General features: G+C 35.3%; 16 protein-coding genes. 7 read left to right on the top strand and 9 right to left on the bottom strand.

What is annotated here, in order from left to right:
* Positions 1-10: 10 nt before the first annotated feature.
* The 8 genes from Q4500_RS08785 to Q4500_RS08750 form a co-directional block, all read right to left on the bottom strand.
* A complete protein-coding gene (locus Q4500_RS08785; RefSeq protein ID WP_303599324.1) occupies positions 11-2,401 on the bottom strand; it encodes a DNA translocase FtsK in 2,391 nt (796 codons plus the stop codon).
* Between the two features lie 64 nt (positions 2,402-2,465).
* On the bottom strand, positions 2,466-2,831 hold the full coding sequence (locus Q4500_RS08780; protein WP_303599322.1) for a diacylglycerol kinase: 366 nt from the start codon (positions 2,829-2,831) through the stop codon (positions 2,466-2,468).
* 15 nt (positions 2,832-2,846) lie between these two features.
* The gene (gene tpx, locus Q4500_RS08775; RefSeq protein WP_303599321.1) at positions 2,847-3,350 is read right to left on the bottom strand and encodes a thiol peroxidase; all 504 of its coding nucleotides are present in this window, start codon (positions 3,348-3,350) and stop codon (positions 2,847-2,849) included.
* A gap of 121 nt (positions 3,351-3,471) precedes the next feature.
* Entirely contained in the window at positions 3,472-3,729 is a 258-nt protein-coding gene (locus Q4500_RS08770) for a hypothetical protein (RefSeq protein WP_303599320.1), read from the bottom strand.
* Positions 3,710-4,024, bottom strand: a complete 315-nt coding sequence (locus Q4500_RS08765) for a thioredoxin family protein (RefSeq protein WP_303599319.1) — start codon at positions 4,022-4,024, stop codon at positions 3,710-3,712. The genes Q4500_RS08770 and Q4500_RS08765 overlap by 20 nt, the downstream gene beginning before the upstream one ends.
* A gap of 69 nt (positions 4,025-4,093) precedes the next feature.
* Positions 4,094-4,738, bottom strand: coding sequence for a peroxiredoxin (locus Q4500_RS08760; RefSeq protein ID WP_303599317.1), 645 nt, complete (start codon positions 4,736-4,738; stop codon positions 4,094-4,096).
* A gap of 222 nt (positions 4,739-4,960) precedes the next feature.
* Positions 4,961-6,439 (bottom strand): Na+/H+ antiporter NhaC, encoded by a 1,479-nt coding sequence (gene nhaC / locus Q4500_RS08755; RefSeq protein ID WP_303599316.1) that lies wholly within the window; start codon positions 6,437-6,439, stop codon positions 4,961-4,963.
* A gap of 75 nt (positions 6,440-6,514) precedes the next feature.
* On the bottom strand, positions 6,515-7,735 hold the full coding sequence (locus tag Q4500_RS08750) for an aminotransferase class I/II-fold pyridoxal phosphate-dependent enzyme (RefSeq protein WP_303599315.1): 1,221 nt from the start codon (positions 7,733-7,735) through the stop codon (positions 6,515-6,517).
* A 150-nt stretch (positions 7,736-7,885) separates the two neighbouring features.
* Between Q4500_RS08750 and Q4500_RS08745 the strand changes: the two genes are divergently transcribed.
* Together Q4500_RS08745 and lpdA are read left to right on the top strand one after the other, a co-directional pair.
* Positions 7,886-8,344, top strand: a complete 459-nt coding sequence (locus Q4500_RS08745) for an Lrp/AsnC family transcriptional regulator (protein WP_303599313.1) — start codon at positions 7,886-7,888, stop codon at positions 8,342-8,344.
* Between the two features lie 48 nt (positions 8,345-8,392).
* The gene (gene lpdA / locus Q4500_RS08740) at positions 8,393-9,799 is read left to right on the top strand and encodes a dihydrolipoyl dehydrogenase (RefSeq protein WP_303599312.1); all 1,407 of its coding nucleotides are present in this window, start codon (positions 8,393-8,395) and stop codon (positions 9,797-9,799) included.
* Positions 9,800-9,872: 73 nt separating this feature from the next.
* Here the strand turns inward: lpdA and Q4500_RS08735 are convergent, their stop codons facing one another.
* A complete protein-coding gene (locus tag Q4500_RS08735; protein ID WP_303599311.1) occupies positions 9,873-11,057 on the bottom strand; it encodes a heparan-alpha-glucosaminide N-acetyltransferase domain-containing protein in 1,185 nt (394 codons plus the stop codon).
* A 129-nt stretch (positions 11,058-11,186) separates the two neighbouring features.
* Here Q4500_RS08735 and Q4500_RS08730 point away from each other — a divergent pair, with 129 nt between their 5' ends.
* The 5 genes from Q4500_RS08730 (at position 11,187) to Q4500_RS08710 (ending at position 19,111) form a co-directional block, all read left to right on the top strand.
* A complete protein-coding gene (locus tag Q4500_RS08730) occupies positions 11,187-11,723 on the top strand; it encodes an NADPH-dependent FMN reductase (protein WP_303599309.1) in 537 nt (178 codons plus the stop codon).
* Between the two features lie 76 nt (positions 11,724-11,799).
* Positions 11,800-13,110 carry a tRNA lysidine(34) synthetase TilS gene (tilS, locus tag Q4500_RS08725; RefSeq protein ID WP_303599308.1) on the top strand — a complete coding sequence of 437 codons (1,311 nt, stop codon included), beginning with the start codon at positions 11,800-11,802 and terminating at the stop codon, positions 13,108-13,110.
* Complete coding sequence (locus Q4500_RS08720; RefSeq protein WP_303599306.1) at positions 13,107-15,071, top strand: cytochrome c biogenesis protein CcdA; 1,965 nt, start codon at positions 13,107-13,109, stop codon at positions 15,069-15,071. The genes tilS and Q4500_RS08720 overlap by 4 nt, the downstream gene beginning before the upstream one ends.
* A 108-nt stretch (positions 15,072-15,179) precedes the next feature.
* A complete protein-coding gene (locus tag Q4500_RS08715) occupies positions 15,180-17,573 on the top strand; it encodes a penicillin acylase family protein (RefSeq protein WP_303599305.1) in 2,394 nt (797 codons plus the stop codon).
* A 2-nt stretch (positions 17,574-17,575) separates the two neighbouring features.
* Positions 17,576-19,111, top strand: coding sequence for a YifB family Mg chelatase-like AAA ATPase (locus tag Q4500_RS08710; RefSeq protein WP_303599304.1), 1,536 nt, complete (start codon positions 17,576-17,578; stop codon positions 19,109-19,111).
* Positions 19,112-19,133 lie beyond the last annotated feature (22 nt).

Genomic DNA, 19,133 nt, shown 5'->3' with positions numbered 1-19,133 from the left:
TTTTATGATATTATTCATTATCTAATATTTGTTGAAGGGCAATCATGTCGGCTACGTAAACCTGTCTTGCTTTGCTACCTTCAAACGGACCAACAATTCCCGCTGCTTCTAGTTGATCAATAATCCTTCCGGCTCTATTATACCCTAGTTTCAATTTACGTTGAATTAATGAGGCAGAACCTTGTTGGGCGATTACGATAACTTCAGCAGCTTCTCTGAACTTTGCATCCCTTTCAGATACATTATTATCAAGACTTGTGCCAGAATCTTCGCCAACATACTCTGGTAGTTCATGTGCTTCTGGGTAAGCACGCTGACTACCAATGAATTCCGTTATTTTAGCAACCTCAGGAGTATCAACAAATGCACATTGAATACGGGTGACATCGTTACCTTGTGTAAATAACATATCTCCTCTACCAATTAATTGATCTGCACCTGCAGTATCTAAAATGGTTCTTGAATCTATTTTAGAAGTTACTCTAAATGCTAACCTTGCAGGGAAGTTTGCTTTGATGATACCTGTAATAACGTTTACAGAAGGTCTTTGTGTCGCAATGATTAAATGTATACCAATTGCTCTCGCCAATTGTGCAAGTCTAGCTACGGGCGTTTCTACCTCTTTACCGGCTGTCATAATCAAATCGGCAAACTCATCAATAACTAGAACTATGTATGGTAAGAATTTGTGTCCGTCATTCGGATTCAGTTTTCTAGCCTTAAACTTCGTGTTGTATTCTTTAAGGTTACGAACCATCGCTAATTTCAACAGCTCGTATCTATTATCCATTTCAATACAAAGAGAATTTAGGGTGTGAATTACTTTTGTGTTGTCTGTGATAATAGCTTCTTCAGAATCTGGAAGTTTAGCTAAGAAATGACGTTCAATTTTATTGTAAAGCGTAAGTTCAACTTTCTTTGGATCGACCAAAATGAATTTTACCTCTGCCGGATGCTTTTTATATAATAACGAAGTAAGTACTGCATTTAAACCTACCGATTTACCTTGGCCGGTTGCACCTGCCATTAATAGGTGAGGCATTTTGGCTAAATCTACCACAAAGGTTTCGTTACTAATGGTCTTACCAAATGCAATTGGTAACTCCATTTCTGCCTTTTGAAATTTGCTAGAGGCAATTACAGAACGCATAGAAACAATCGAAGAGTTCTTGTTTGGTACTTCAATACCAATAGTTCCTTTACCAGGAATAGGGGCAATGATACGAATACCCAAAGCCGCTAATGATAGTGCAATATCATCTTCAAGATTTTTAATCTTCGATATTCTTACACCTGCTTCTGGTACTATTTCGTATAATGTTACTGTGGGGCCAATGGTTGCCTTAATTTGGGCAATTCCGATTTTATAATTTTTTAGAGTTTCAACAATTTTATTCTTGTTTTCCTCTAATTCTTCTTGGTTGATGGTAATGCCACCTGTAGCCCCATGAGAATCTAAAAGATCAAGTGTAGGGAATTTGTAGTTGCCTAATTCTAGGGTAGGGTCGAACTCCCCAAAATCATCTACAAGTTTATTGGCAAGAATATCAATTTCTTCGGGTTCTTCAACAACCGATTCAACCTCCATTGCTAATGTTTCTTCTGACTCAGGTTCTGGTATAGTTACTTCAAAATTGTTAGCTTTTTCTTCTTTTTCTAAATGAGGAATTTCTGCCTTATGGGTATAGGTGTCTAAAATAACTGGAGCTTCTTCTTCTTTTAATGAAGTGGTAAGAATATCTTCTTGCTTTTTTTGTTCTTTCTTTTTAGTTGCCTTGCGTTCTTGGTTGGCTTTAAATTCAGTAGAAATAGCTTCTTTTCTAGAATTAAAGAATGATGAAATACCTTCAGGTGTAACTTCAAATAATCGAACTAGAATAAATATGAGTCCGAATACCAATAAAAGTAATACGCCAATTTTACCGGCGTAATCTTGTAAGAAATCGTTCATTTCAAAACCAACCAATCCGCCTAAGAGTGGGCTTGTGGTTGCAAAGAAACCTAGGGTAATAGAAATCCAAATAATGAATAATAGACCCCAAATCCATTTTTTGAACAATGCTTTTAAAGGTAGACCCAAAAAGAGGTAAATACCTGTAATACATATTAGAAACGGAATAATTAATGAAGCTACACCAAAGCCCTTATACATAAAAAAGTGGCTAATGCTTGCTCCGAATTTGTTCAGTAAGTTTTTTGCAAGCTCATTGCGGTCTTTAAATTCAGACAATAGACTTTGATCATCTTGCCAGTTAAAGTAAAATGAAATAAATGAAAAGAACAATGCAATACTAAAGAGCATCAATAAACTACCCAAAATGATTTTATTCTGTTTGGATAATTTAAACGGTGTTCGCTTTTTAGTAGGTTTCGGCTTTGATTTAGTTGCCTTTTTTGCCATTAAAACTTAATTCTGATGCTAAATTACAAATTTACGATGAGCTACGTGAAAACTAAGAACTAACCTATAGAATCTTGGGTAGGTAGATAATGAGTCCGACAATGGCAGAAGCTATTGAAACTAGCATTACAGCACCTGCAGAAATATCTTTTATGAATCCGATTTTGACATCAAATTCGGGTTGAATATAATCTGCAATTTTTTCAACAGCGGTATTCATGCCTTCAATTCCTAAAACAATTGCAATTGCAAATATTTGAAGTATCCATTCTGTACTCGAAATATCATGGTAGAAGCCAGCGGCAGTCATTACTATGGCAATGAACACTTGAATTTTTATACTAGCTTCGGTTCGTATTAAAAGGAAGGCGCCTTTAAGGGCAAAGCCCACACTTTTAATACGATTTACCAAAAAGGTTTCTTTGGGCATGAGTGTCCTTTATTATTAGTTCATTAAAGCCTCTAAAGCTGCTTTGTAATTTGGTTCTTCTGTAGTCTCTGCTACCTGCTCTGTATGTAATACATTACCTTTTTCATCAACAACAACAACTGCTCTAGAAAGTAATGGAGCTAATGGCCCGTCAGAGAATGCTACGTTATAACCTTTTCCGAAATTACCATCTTTAAAATCAGAAAGCATTTCAACATTTTCGATCCCTTCTGCGCCACAAAATCTTGCTTGTGCAAATGGTAAATCTTTAGAGATACATAAAACTATGGTGTTGTCAAGTTCTGCAGCTTCTTTGTTAAATTGACGTACAGACTGTGCACAAGTGCCTGTATCAACACTTGGGAATATATTTAATACTACTCTAGAACCTTCGTAATCTGAAAGTTTTACGGTAGATAAGTCATTCTTAGTTAGTTGAAATTCTGGAGCTTTTCCGCCGTTTGCAGGTAAAGTTCCTAATGTGTGTATTTCGTTTCCTTTTAGTGTAACCGAAGCCATAACTTTTATCATTTTATAATTGAGAGTGTGAAATTATAAAATATAAAGTTGAAATGAGCGGGAATATGATAAAAAAAAGTCCTTTCATTATTGAAAGGACTTTGTATATTTTAAATAGGTATTATTTGTCTATAGAGCCTAAAACTCGCTGCATAAATTGATTCATAGCATCTTTCTTTGGGGTGCCTTGCTCTATGCTGTTCGCAACCTCTATGGCGCCGTACATATTAGAAATTAATTCGCCAATTACATCAAGCTCTTCATCTTTTAAAGAAGGTAACTCTGTTAACGCTTCTAAAGTTTCGATTGTTTCTAGAATGTAATCGCTATCTTTTTCTTCAATAAACTCTGTCAGTAATTTAATTAGAGGTAATCTCACTGATCAAATCTTTTAATAGGTCGTACTTATTTGTCTGAACCTGATTTTTAATTTTTCCTTTTTCGAAAGAAGCGAAAGTAGGTAAGTTGCTTACATCTGCCAGTTTTCTAGATTCAGGAAATTTTTCTGCATCTGCCAACACAAAAGTAATATTCTCATTTTGCGAAGCTTCTTTTTTAAATTTTGGCTTCATTATTCTACAGTTACCACACCAAGTTGCTGAGTACTGTACTACAACATTGGGATTGTTATCTATGATTTCCTGTAAATTATCTTGTTCTAATTCTAATAACATAATTGAAGTTATCTAAGGATTAATAAAACGAACATGGAGCCAAGAGCTTCATGTTCGTTTAGAATTTTATTAGTTTGCGTGTGCGGAAAGGTAGCTAGCAACACCATCTCTATTTGCAGACATGGCATCTTTACCTTCTTCCCAGTTTGCTGGGCAAACTTCACCTTTCTCCTGTACGTGGGTTAAAGCGTCTACTAAACGTAAATACTCGCCAACGTTTCTGCCTAAAGGCATATTGTTGATGCTTTCGTGTTGAACAACACCTTCTTCGTCAATAATATAAGTAGCTCGGTAAGTAACATTGTCACCTTCTACTTGAACTGTACCTGTTTCTTCATCGTACACTTCATTTTGAATATCTAAAATGCCTAAAACACTAGATAAGTTACGGTTACTATCTGCTAATATTGGGTATGTAACACCTTCAATACCACCATTGTCCTTTTCAGTACTTAACCAGGCGAAGTGTACTTCTGGAGTATCACATGAAGCACCGATTACGATAGTGTTTCTTTTTTCGAATTCACCAATAGCAGCTTGAAAAGCGTGTAATTCTGTAGGGCAAACAAAAGTAAAATCTTTTGGGTACCAGAAAAGAACCACTTTTTTATTATTTTTTTGAGCTTCTTCTAATACATTAAGTTTAAAAGTGTCGCCCATGTCGTTCATTGCGTTAACACTAAGATTTGGGAATTTTTTTCCTACAAATGTCATAATATGTTTTCGTTTTATAATTAATTATAGAGCAAAATTAAGACATGACACGGCGTTTACAGACTTTCTAAATTAGAATTTTCAATGCAAGAATAACTATTTTGAATAGCTAAAGAGAAAGGGCTATTTCAATAAGAATGACGTAATTTTTGACCTTAAAAATTATCAGATCATTAGAAACTTATTGTTTGAAGTGATAATAAGATAGAACGGTTTTTTAAATTATTTAGCAGCTAATTTTTTAATCTTAATATTGAAGCCGGCGAAGATGAAAGTCATTATCGGACTTAACCAATTGAAGATGGCATACACAAAGTATTCTGCTACACCAACACCTAAAACGCCACTATGATAAGCTCCGCACGTGTTGTAAGGTATTAGTACTGATGTTACCGTACCTGTATCTTCTAATGTTCTACTTAAATTTTCAGGAGCTAGACCTCTGTCTTTAAATGCTTTTGCGAACATTTTTCCTGGTACTACAATTGCCAAGTACTGATCAGATGCGGTACCGTTTAAAACGATACAGCTTATACCTGTGCTAAAGAATAGACCGAATGTTGATTTGGCCATTTTAAGCAAGGACTTGGTGATTCTTGATAGTGCACCAATACCGTCCATAATTCCCCCGAAAAACATAGCGCAGATAATTAGCCAAATGGTACCTAGCATACCTGTCATTCCTTTAGAAGAGAATAAATCACTTAAGGCTTTGTTTTCTGTTGGCACATCTGTGCTAACGGTTATAGCTTTTAGTATTCCTTGATATCCAGATTGAAAAGTTAATTCTGAAGCTCCCGTGATGCCTGCGACTACGTTAGGTTGAAATATCAACGCAAAAAGAGCGGCTAATAAAGTACCTATTAATAAGGCTGCTAACGGCGGAGTCTTTTTAACGATTAAAAATATAACCGCTACAGGTACCAAAAATAGCCAACCGTTAATATCAAAAGAGGAGTCTATAGATGCCAGTATAGCATCTACATCTGCGTCTCCGCTAGTTTCTAAACTAAAACCGATAATTAAAAATACAACTAGCGTTACAGAAATTGTCGGTACTGTGGTCCATAACATATATTTTATGTGAGAAAACAATTCGCCACCTGCCATTGCCGGTGCTAAATTTGTAGTATCACTTAATGGAGAAAGTTTGTCTCCAAAATATGCGCCAGATAATACGGCACCAGCGGTCATTCCTAAAGAAATACCTAATGCTTCGCCGATACCTATTAATGCAATACCTACGGTGGCAGATGTTGTCCAGCTGCTACCCGTTGCAACAGAAATTACAGCGCAAATAATTACACAAGCCGCTAAAAATATAGTGGGATTAAGAATTTGAAGTCCGTAATAAATCATTGCGGGTATAATACCGCTAACAAGCCATGTGCCTGCCAGTGCACCGACCATAAGTAATATTAATAATGCACCAGTGGTGGATCGAATGTTCTCTTCTACTTCGGCGATCATTTGTTGATATGAGACTTTATTAGCAAACCCAACAATAGCAGCAACTGCACCACCCAATAAAAGTATGAACTGATTTGAGCCACTTAGGGCGTCATCACCAAATACATAAACATTATATGCTAACATAGCAACTAGGGCTATAACGGGAATTAAGGCGGCAAATATGCTTAATTCTTTATTGTCAACGATATGCTCGTTTTCCCTGTGTTCATTGGTATTTTGGTCTGACATTAAAAGATTGTTTGGTTTCTACGTAATATTACGATTTCTGCAACGGTTGTGCAAACACATTGTATAATTGAAAGATTATGCTTTTATGCTTTTGACATCCAGTATATTAAGGTCTTCAAGGCATTTTTTCATTAAGGTGTAGGTTCTTTGAATATCATCATCTAAGCCAATTGAAAATCGAATTAAACCGTTTCCAAGTCCCATTTCTTCTTGTTCCTCTAACGGAATTTCAGAAGATGTGGAGCTTCCGGGTGCACTGAATAATGTCTTGTAAAACCCAAGACTAACTGCTAAATAGCCTAATTTTCTTTCTTGCATTAATTCCATCAGTGCATTGGCATTTTCTAAAGTACCTACATCCATTGTAATTAATCCTCCATATCCGTATTCAGGATTCATTTGATCTTCCATAATCAAATGCCCTGGGTGAGAGGGAAGTCCTGGGTATACAACTTTTAATCCGTCTTTTTCAAAATTCTTAGCTAAGAATTGTGCATTTTCACTATGCTTTTTCATACGAATATGTAACGTTCGCATGTTCTTTAAAATCGAAGCTGCACGCATGCTATCTAGAGTGCTGCCTAAAAGCATTCCTGCACCATTATTTACATCTTTAAGGCTAAGGCAGAAATCTGTAGTACCACAAACAACACCTGCAACGCAATCGCTAGTTCCGTTAATGAATTTTGTAAGACTATGAATAACGATGTCCGCTCCTAATTTTGCTGGTGAAACGGTTAATGGAGAAAAAGTATTGTCAACTATTAGTGGTAATTCATTTTTTTTGCTAATGCGTGATAGTGCTGAGATATCTGCAACCTCTAAAAGCGGATTACTTACACTTTCGCAGTATATCATTTTAGTATTTGGTGTAATAGCTGCTGCTACGGCATCAAGATCTGTAATGTCTAGGAAGGTAGTTTTAATTCCGAATTTGATTAAGAAGTTTTTCATGAACGCATACGTACCGCCATAAATAGTTCTGCTACTAATAATATGATCGCCAGCATTACATAATTGTAAAATTACAGCTGTAATAGCGCCCATACCGCTAGCGGTTACATTTGCACTCTCGGTACCTTCTAAAGCAGCTAGTGCCTCGCCTAAATATAAATTTGAAGGTGTAGAATGTCTACTGTACAAATAACAACCCTCGGTATTTCCTTCAAATGTATCGAACATTGTTTTTGCCGATATGAAGGTATAAGTTGATGAATCGGAAATTGAAGGATTTACTCCGCCATATTCTCCGAAGTATTGTAGGTCTTGTAAGTCATTGCTGTTTTTGTGGCTCATGGGTTGTTGTTTTCAGTAAAAATACCGTTTGAGTGTAAAATTGTCAACACGAAGTTGTTTTATTAGTTTTTAAAACTATATATTAATTTATAATAGATTTTTAATCTATTATTGTGTATTTTATAACAACTAGACAGAATTATATTCATTATGAAACTAGACAAAATTGATAATAAGCTTTTAGATTTATTGCAAGCAGATAGTAAGAAGACAACTAAGGAATATGCATTAAAATTAGGACTTTCAACAACTGCGATTTATGAACGAATAAAAAGATTAGAAAGAGTTGGTGCCATTAGAAGTTACGTTGCCTTAGTCGATAAAGCTATTGTAGATAGGAACTTTACGGTGTTTTGCCATGTAAAGCTTGTGCAACATGTAAAGGATAATATAGCACAATTTGAAGCTCAAGTTATGCGTTTACAAGAGGTAGTAGAATGTCATCATTTAAGTGGGGATTATGATTATTTATTGAAAATTCACGTTCAAGATATGGATGCATACCGAAATTTCATGGTCAATAAATTGACGACCATGAATCATATTGGTAGTACTCAAAGCTCTTTTACCATAAAAGAGGTAAAGCATTCTACGGCTATACCCCTTTAAAACTAAAAATAGTATTAATTTTGTAGGACATTAGAAAATTAAAATTTTATGAATCAATATGATGTAGCCATTATAGGCTCAGGACCTGGAGGATACGTAGCAGCAATACGTTGTGCTCAATTAGGAATGAGAACAGCAATAATTGAAAAATATTCCACCCTAGGCGGAACATGTTTAAATGTTGGGTGTATTCCTTCTAAGGCGATGTTAGATTCTTCTCATCATTATGAAGATGCCATTAAACATTTTGATGAGCATGGTATTGAAATTCCTGGTGAGATTAAAGTAAACTTGGAAAAAATGATTGCACGTAAACAAGGCGTTGTTGATCAAACTACTAAGGGTATTGAGTTCTTGATGGACAAAAATAAAATTACCGTTTACGAAGGTGTTGGTAGTTTTAAAGATGCCACGCATGTGAACATTAAAAAGAACGATGGTAAAACAGAGGAAATTGAAGCGAAAAATGTAATTATCGCTACAGGTTCTAAACCTTCGACTTTACCATTTATTAAATTAGATAAAGAACGTATCATTACTTCTACCGAGGCTTTAGAGCTTAAAGAGGTGCCAAAACATATGATTGTTATTGGTGGTGGTGTAATTGGTCTTGAATTAGGGCAGGTTTACAAAAGACTTGGTGCAGATGTTACTGTAGTTGAGTTTATGGATCGTATTATTCCTGGTATGGACGCTGCGCTTTCTAAGGAGTTGACCAAGGTGATGAAGAAACAAAAAGTGAAATTTGCCTTATCGCACAAAGTAAAGTCTGTTGAAAGAAAAGGTGATCAGGTAATCGTTAAGGCCGATAACAAAAAAGGAGAAGAAGTTGTTTTTGAAGGTGATTATTGTTTAGTTGCTGTAGGTAGAAAACCATATACTGACGGATTAAATGCTGATGCTGCAGGTGTAAAGCTTGATGATAGAGGTAAAGTGATTGTTGATGGACATTTGAAAACAAGTGCAGATAATATTTACGCTATTGGTGATGTGATTAAAGGTGCTATGTTAGCTCACAAAGCTGAAGAAGAAGGTGCTTTGGTTGCTGAGATATTAGCAGGTCAAAAACCACATATCGATTATAACTTAATACCTGGTGTAGTTTATACTTGGCCAGAGGTTGCTGCTGTTGGTAAAACAGAAGAAGAATTAAAAGAAGCAGGTGTTGAATATAAGGTAGGTCAATTCCCAATGCGTGCATTGGGTCGTGCTAGGGCAAGTATGGATACTGACGGATTTGTAAAGATCCTAGCGGATAAAAAGACAGATGAAGTTTTAGGTGTACATATGGTTGGTGCTCGTTGTGCAGATTTAATTGCTGAAGCAGTAACTGCGATGGAGTTTAGAGCGTCTGCTGAAGATATTTCTAGAATGAGTCATGCTCACCCAACATATGCAGAAGCGGTCAAAGAAGCAGCATTAGCGGCTACAGACAATCGTGCATTGCATGTTTAATCAGAATATGATTTTTTATATTAAAAAAGGCAGCCAATTGGCTGCCTTTTTTTGTTTTTAATAAAATGTGAACTTAGTTTTTAATTAAACCTAGCACACGTAATACCTTTTCTGTAGCTGTTCTTAAAACTTCAAAAGCGATAATTGCAAATTGCTCTAAGTAGATTCTTGTAGAAGATAAAATAGCACGTACGTTTACTTTTAATTCCGCTTTATGGTCTTCATATTTTAAAGCTAAATAGGTGCTCGCAATCATAAACAAAATCGCACCAGGTACAACCAAATACGGATTTAATGAATGATGAAAAAAGCGATACAGACCTACGCCGGTAAAACTGCCATATAAAATGATGAAATGAATAATATAGATAGATAAAGTGCTTTGACCTATTCTTAACCATGTTGTATTCATTAAGAGTTTTCGTAGTAAAATGAATATGGAGAAAACAATAAGTACATCACCCAAACGAATGAATAGGTAGTTGTTGTCATTTATAGCTTGAAACAATTGTATGCCTGTAATATCATACACCGATAGGAAAAAATCTGAAGAAAGGAATATAAGAATCAATCCTGTTGCGATGTAAGCTGGTACTATATAATTGTATAAGTTTTTACTGTCTTGATATTTTGAAAATAAAACGGACATAAAACTACCAATTGTAGCGTAGCCCAACCAAGGTATAATAGTGAAAACTGAGCCATTAGCTTTCGTTAAATAGTTTGCGAATACTTGTGGTAAAAACTCAAAACTAGATGCTTTATATATGGGTTCTAAAATGAACAATAGAAGGGTGGTAGATACCAAAATTGTTGGGAAAATCCATTTTTGCTTAGCAAAGGTTAAAATGTAAAATCCGATAATGAACAATAATGAAAGACCAATACAGTGCAGTACATCTACGAGGTAGAACGAATCATAAATTTCACCTTTGAACAAGCCAAAAATGTTCATTCGTAAAAGGTAGGCGATGACCAATAATTCAAATCCGCGTTTAATACCCTTTTTAACTCTTGGGTTTGCCCAACCGGTTTGCTTCGATCTAATTAATAAGAATGTAAAAATGAATCCTGATACGGTAAAGAATACTGGTGCAGTAATTCCTCTAAAATATTTCCAGGTATTGAACAACAAATTAGAGTTGTCTCTAAAGGCATTATCAAGCAGACCATCAATAAAATGACCCTGTAGCATCATTAAGATAGCCCACGCCCTAATGGCGTCTAAAAAAAACAATCTGGACTTAGAGTTGCTCATTATAACAATTATATCCTATATACTTATAAAACAGTATGTTTGGATGTTTAAAGCGACAAAATTAGATAAAATATAACTAAGGTTTGTAGTAATTCGATTAAATTAGCAATCACACATTAAAATAGGTCTATGAGTTATATTTTAGCATTTGCAGGTAGTAATTCTTCAGTTTCCATTAATTATAAATTGGTTAAGCATACAGCTACCTTAGTAAAAGGGGAAGAAGTGAGGTTAAGAGACCTTTCTAAATATCCATTTCCGATGTATAGCCAAGATGCGGAAAAGGAAAACGGATTTTCGAATTCTTTGGTGGAATTCAATAACGAAATTGCGAATTCTAAAGGATTAATCATCTCTGTAAATGAGCATAATAGTTATCCGTCCGCATATTTTAAGAATACGATGGACTGGTTATCTCGTATAGATTCTAAATTTCTTGCAGATAAAAAGATTTTATTGATGGCAACTTCCGGTGGTGGCCGTGGTGCTATTGGTGCTTTAGAGGTGGCAGAAAAAATGATTGCTAGATTTCAGGGTACCGTTGTTGAATCTTTTTCGTTACCTCATTATAACGAGAATTTTGATGAATTAAAAGGAATTACTAATGCCGAATTGGCTAAAATTCATGCTGCTAAAGTAGCTTCTTTTGTAAAGTCTATTTCTTAAAATTATAAAAAAGAGCATAAGTTAAATAAACCTTAGGCTTCCCTATTAAACTAGGGGACTTTCTTACCTTTATTGCGTGTTAGAGGCATTCAAAAAACATATTGAAGATTCTTTTCCAGAATTGTTAGATACTCACTTCATAATTGCATGTAGTGGCGGTCTAGATAGTACTGCGCTTGTGGAGCTCTGTCACCAAGTCAATTTAAAATTTTCTATAGCACATTGTAACTTTAGATTGCGTGGCAAAGCCAGCTACGGCGATGAAGTTTTTGTACGTGATTATGCCAAAAAGATAGAAAAAGAGGTCTTTGTAACCCAGTTTGATACTCTTGGCTATGTACATCAGCATAAAGTTTCTGTACAAATGGCGGCTCGTGAACTTCGTTATGCTTGGTTCGATCAATTACTAAAAGAAAATAAGGGTACTTATCTATTAACTGCTCATCATGCCAACGATAATTTAGAAACTTTTTTAATCAATTTATCGCGAGGTACAGGTATTGATGGCTTAACGGGTATACCTGCTAAAATAAATGATATACGAAGGCCTTTGTTGCCTTTTACTAGGCAAGAACTGGAATCTTTTGCGCAGGTAGAAAAAATGGAATGGCGTGAAGATGCCAGTAATGCCGATGCAAAATATTTACGTAACAAAATTCGATTAGAGATTATTCCAAAGTTGAATGAATTACATCCTACTTTTTCAGATAATTTTAAAAATACGCTAGATTATTTAATACAAACCGAAACTATTGCTTCGGCATACCTTGAGAAATTAAAGAAAAATCTTTTTGTTGATAAAGGAGATAGGTTTGAAATTGAAATTAAAAAATTAAAAGAATTACATCCGCTTTCAACTTATTTACATGGCTTGTTTGGTGCTTATGGATTTAAAGAATTGGATAATCTTGAAGTATTGTTAGACGGACTTTCGGGTAAGCAATTGTCTTCTAGTACTCATGTACTAGTTAAAAATCGTGATGTATTAATTTTAACTCTAAACGAGGAAAGTAAATTGGATGCTCAGGAGTATCTGATTACGGAAGAAGAAGTACCTTTGAATCTTCCGTTAAACTTGAAATTTTCGGTAGTACCAGAACGATATAATAATATTGATAATGTAATCTTTGTACAAAAGAGTGCATTAAAGTATCCGCTGACGGTAAGAAAATGGAAAACTGGCGACTATTTTTATCCGATTGGTTTAAACCGGAAAAAGAAATTGTCAAAATTTTTTAAAGACGAAAAAGTAGATGTTTTGTCTAAAGAAAAAACTTGGCTATTATGCTCGGAAGGGCAAATTGTTTGGGTTATTGGTATGCGCGCAGACCATCGTTTTAGAGTTGAAGATACTGCTCAAGATATTATAAAAATAGAATTTACATGATTAGATTTTTTGCATTATTACTATTTATTGTTGTGTTACCGTTGGGTGTTTTTGCACAAACAGAAGATGAGCCAGTAGTTTGGGAACAGCAGATTAATAAAATATCTGAATCGGAATATGAGCTGGTAATGCAAGCCAAAATCTTAGATGGTTGGCACATGTATTCTCAATTTACATCTGAATTCGGCTCCTTGCCAAGCGAGTTTACTTATAATGGCAACGGTACTTTATATGAACTTATTGATGGTACAAAAGAGAGTGAAACTATAAAAGAATACAGTGAGGTTTTTGAGGTTGAGGAAACCTACTTTAAAGATGATGCGACCTTTACACAGCGTATTAAAATAGTAGATTCAGCAATAAATCAAATCGATGTTGATTTGTTTTTTCAAGTATGTGAAGAGGTTTGTATCCCTATGGATAAGAACTTCATTTTTACCTTAGATGGTTCTGTAGCTGAAGCAGTTATAGCGACTGTTGATGATAGAAGTTCGGCTTTAGGGCAAGAATTACGATTAGATTTAAAGAATAGGGAACTTCTAACTCAGGGTCAAGATAACATTGCCAGGACTACTAATATTTGGATGATTTTCGGGTTAGGTTTTCTTGGCGGATTAATAGCTTTATTGACTCCTTGCGTGTTTCCAATGATTCCGCTAACGGTATCATTCTTTACCAAACATTCTCAGAATAAATCGAAGGGGATTGTAAATGCATTGCTTTATGGCTTTTTTATTATTCTAATTTATTTTTTATTGAGCTTACCATTTCATTTGTTCGACTCTGTAGATTCTCAAATTCTGAATTCTATCGCTACGAATGTCTGGTTGAATTTATTATTCTTTGTGATATTTATATTCTTCGCCTTTTCTTTTTTCGGATATTACGAATTGACCTTACCAAGCTCATGGGCAAATAAAATGGATGATGCCTCGTCTAAGGTAGGCGGTGTTTTAGGTGTCTTTTTTATGGCCGTTACATTGGCTATTGTTTCCTTCTCTTGTACAGGTCCTATTTTAGGAGGATTATTAGGTGGTACTACCTTGGCTGAAGGTGAAGTAGCATCTAATCTTACGGCAGGTATGACCGGTTTTGGAGTAGCATTGGCATTGCCTTTTGCTCTGTTTGCATTATTCCCAGCTTGGTTAAATTCATTGCCAAAATCTGGAGGATGGATGACCACTGTAAAAGTAGTGCTGGGCTTTTTGGAAATAGGTTTGGCTTTAAAATTCTTATCTAATGCAGATTTAGTTGGTCACTGGGGTATTCTGAAACGAGAAATATTCTTGGGTATTTGGATTGTTTTAGGAATAGCAATGACATTGTACTTATTCGGATTATATAAATTTCCGCATGATGGTCCTATTAAAAAGTTATCTCTTGGTAGAAAAGTTGCTGCCTTTATCAGTGCAGCTTTTACAATTTATATGATATTGGGAGTGACTAATATTACGAACCTAAAATTGTTAAGCGGCTTTCCGCCGCCAGAGTTTTATAGCGTTTTTGAACAAGAAAGTGATTGTCCCTTAGGTATCGATTGTTTTAAAGATTTTGATGAGGGTCTTGCTTATGCGAAAGAAGTGAACAAACCTATTCTATTAGATTTTACGGGTTGGGCTTGTGTCAACTGTAGAAAGATGGAAGAAAATGTTTGGAGCGATGCAGAGGTATTTCCGATCATAAAGGATAATTATGTGCTAATTTCTTTATATACCGACGACCGAGAAGAATTGCCAGAAGCTGAACAATTCAATTTTCAGTATGATAGCGGTCGGGTTAAAGAAATTAATAACATTGCCCAAAAATGGGGAACCTTTCAAGATGTAAACTTCAGCTCTATCTCTCAACCATTTTACGTATTGCTTTCTCCGGATTTAAAAGTTCTTAATACTTCTATTCAAAATACAGATATACCAACCTATAAAAACTGGTTGTTAGAAGGGTTGAAAAATAATAATTAATCAATTATTTTTGTAGGATGATGACTACTTGTCAATAAAAAGCAGAGCTGCGAGGTGTTTAATGTAAAAAATAGTTTTAACTTGGGAACGATTCCCCCAAACTGAACTATGAAAACATTAAAAAAAATAGGAGCATTCCTGTTGGTTATCATTACCCTTCTGATTATTATTGTCGGTGTATTCGCATACACCTTAAAACCAGATTATTCTGGTGAAAAAGAATTAGTTGATCTTCAAAAAGAGGTCACAGTATACTACGATGAATACGGTATTCCGCACATTTATGGTGAAAATGAAAAAGATGCCTTTAGAACTTTAGGTTATGTTCATGCGCAAGATCGTCTGTGGCAAATGGAACTTTTGCGAAGAATTGCCAGTGGTGGTTTATCTGAAGTTTTTGGTGCCGATTTAATTGGAACAGATAAATTCTTTTTATCACTTGGTATAGCAGATGCTTCTAAAATATCAGCCTCTAATGTTAATGATAGTGATGCCGGAGTTATATTGTCAAAAGCATACTTAGATGGTATTAATCAATTTATAAATGAAGGACCAACACCTGTTGAGTTTTATCTTACCGGTATTGAAAAGAAAGAATTTGTTTTAGAAGATATCTACAATACTATTGGCTATATGGCTTTTAGTTTTGCAATGGCACACAAGACAGATCCTCTTTTGACTACCATAAACACCAAACTAGGAACTGAATACTTGAAGGATTTATATGTTGGCTCAAGTACAGAAACAGAGTGGATAAAGAATTATAACCCATCGCAGTCAGACTCTATTCAGGATAACCTAACAACTGCTGTCAATAAAGCATTAGGAGTATTAGATATTCCGTTATTTGAAGGAAGTAATAGCTGGGTAATTGCACCTGAAAAAACGAAGAATGGCAAGGTGATTTTAGCTAATGATCCTCACATTGGTTTTTCTCAGCCATCTGTTTGGTATGAAGCTCATGTTGAAGCCCCAACGTACTCAAAGTACGGGTATCATATAGCAGGAATACCATTTCCACTTTTAGGGCATAATAGAAAATTGGCCTACGGTATTACCATGTTTGAGAACGATGATGTTGATTTCTATTACGAGCAGAACAATCCTGAAAATGAGAATCAATACTTATCTGAAAATGGGTATGTAGATTATGAGATTATTACAAAGAAGTTCAAAGTAAAAGATTCATCTGAAATTAACTTTTCGTATAAAAAATCGAACCACGGACCAATTTTGAACGGAATTGCAGATCAAGTGCAAGGCGAAAGACCAATTGCCATGTCATGGTTATATACTCAAATGGATAATAAAGTTATAGATGCTTTATTCGGTTTAAGCCATTCTAATAATCTTACGGAGTTTAAGGCTGCTTTACCAAAAATTCATGCACCAGGTTTAAATATCATGTACGGAGATGACGACGGTAATGTAGCGTGGTTTGCCACAGCTCAGCTTTATAAAATTCCTGATTCAATTAATACTAAGTTGATATTTGAGGTTGGTGAAGGACTTCCGGTAGAAAAAGAATTTATTGGTTTTAATGAGAATCCGCAGGCAATAAATCCGCCTAGCAATTATGTATACTCAGCTAACAATCAACCAGATTCTATTGCAGGTATGTTATATCCAGGTTACTATTTACCGGAAAACAGGGGAAAACGAATAGTACAGTTGTTAGAACCCAAGAATGATTGGGATTTAAACGCGGCAAGTGAAATGATTACAGATGTTATTTCAGCTGTAGATCCAGAAATTGTCACCAATTTATCTAAATATTTAGATGTATCATTATTAAGTGAAAATGGATTGAAAGCTATTGACAGTCTAAAAATGTGGAAGGGTGGCTATGAGCTTTCATCAATAGAGGCTACTATTTATAATAGATGGGTGTATTACTTTTTAGAGAATACTTTTGAAGATGAATTGGAAGCGGAGTTATTTAAACAGTTTTTAGGTACCCATTTTACAAAAAGATTAATAGCACCATTATCTAAAGATGAAGAGTCTGTTTGGCTAGATAATGTAAATACAACCGATGTTCAAGAGACCATGGCAGATATAGTAAATATGTCTTTTATGGAGGCAGTATTTTCTTTAGAAAAAGATTTTGGTAAAAACATGGATTATTGGCAATGGGAGAGAGTGCATAGCATTGAGCATCCACATCCTATTGGTCAAATAGCAGCCTTGCGTTCCTTTTTTAATGTAGGTCCTTTTCCGGTGAACGGTACTAGAGAAGTAATCAATAATCAGGCATTTTCTTATGACGCTACTGGTTTTTACAAAACGACTTCTGGTCCTTCTACTAGAAGAATTATAGATTTCTCTGATGTAGAGAATAGCATTAGTATTTTACCTACAGGACAATCTGGTAACCCGTTTAGTAAACACTACAGAGATCAAGCGGAAATGTACGTTAATGGGGAGTTCCGTAAAATGATGATGAATAAGATTGAAATTCAAAAGAGTAAAGAAATCCTTACATTTAAGCCAAAGGATTAAAAATGCTTACAAAAGTTTATGGGAGTGCAGTGTTTGGTGTAGAGGCCACAACAATTATTGTTGAAGTAAATATCGATAAAGGAATCGGTTATCATTTAGTAGGACTACCCGATAATGCTATTAAAGAAAGTAATTATAGAATAGCAGCTGCATTACAGAACAACGGTTATAAAATTCCAGGTAAAAAAATCACCATAAATATGGCGCCTGCAGATCTTCGTAAAGAAGGTTCTGCGTATGACCTTACCTTGGCTATCGGAATTTTAGCGGCATCAAGTCAGATTAAATCTGAAGATATTGAGAAGTATATCATCATGGGAGAACTGTCTTTAGATGGTAGTTTGCAACCTATAACGGGAGCATTGCCTATTGCTATAAAAGCACAACAAGAAGGATTTACCGGTTTCATTTTGCCAACTGCAAATGCAAAAGAAGCTGCTATTGTTGGAGATTTGAAAGTATACGGCATTGATAATATCAAGCAAGTTTTAGACTTCTTTGATCAAGGTACTCCACTTGAGCAAACGATAATAGATACCAGAGAAGAGTTTTATAAGAGTTTAGATTTTCCAGAATTTGATTTTTCTGATGTTAAGGGTCAAGAAAGTATTAAGCGCTGTATGGAGATTGCAGCAGCAGGCGGACATAATATCATATTAATTGGTCCACCTGGTGCTGGTAAGACCATGTTAGCCAAGCGGTTACCATCTATTTTGCCACCAATGACTTTGCATGAAGCTTTGGAAACTACTAAAATACATAGTGTAGTTGGTAAAATTAAGAATATGGGGTTAATGAGTCAAAGACCTTTTAGAAGTCCCCATCATACAATTTCAGACGTCGCTTTAGTAGGTGGTGGTTCATACCCGCAACCTGGTGAAATTTCCCTTTCTCACAACGGTGTGTTATTCTTAGATGAGTTGCCAGAATTTAAACGCGGTGTGTTAGAAGTTATGCGCCAACCGTTAGAAGATAGAGAGGTAACTATTTCTCGTGCTCGTTTTACGGTAACTTACCCAAGTAGTTTTATGTTGGTGGCTAGTATGAACCCAAGTCCGGGTGGGTATTTTAATGATCCAGATGCTCCGGTTACTTCATCTCCTGCAGAAATGCAACGGTATTTAAGTAAGATTTCTGGCCCGCTTTTAGATCGTATCGATATACATATTGAGGTTACTCCGGTTCCGTTCGAAAAGTTATCTGAAGAACGAAAAGGAGAGGGGAGTGTTGAAATTAGAAAGCGTGTAACAGCAGGAAGAGAAATACAAACAGCAAGATTCGAAGGATTGGAAAATGTGCATTATAATGCTCAAATGAATACGAAACAGATTCGTGAATATTGTAAGTTGGATGATAAGTCTAAAGCTTTATTAAAAAATGCTATGGAAAGATTGAACCTTTCTGCTAGAGCTTATGATAGAATTTTGAAAGTAGCAAGAACTATTGCGGATTTAGCCGGTGAGCAGGCATTGAACGGTAATCATATTTCAGAGGCCATTCAATACCGTTCACTCGACAGAGAGGGTTGGTTGGGGTAAAATTTTACTTCATAAAGAGTTA

This window comes from Maribacter sp. 1_MG-2023 (assembly GCF_030547005.1).
Taxonomy (GTDB): domain Bacteria; phylum Bacteroidota; class Bacteroidia; order Flavobacteriales; family Flavobacteriaceae; genus Maribacter.
This window is presented reverse-complemented; position numbering and strand designations above follow the sequence as displayed.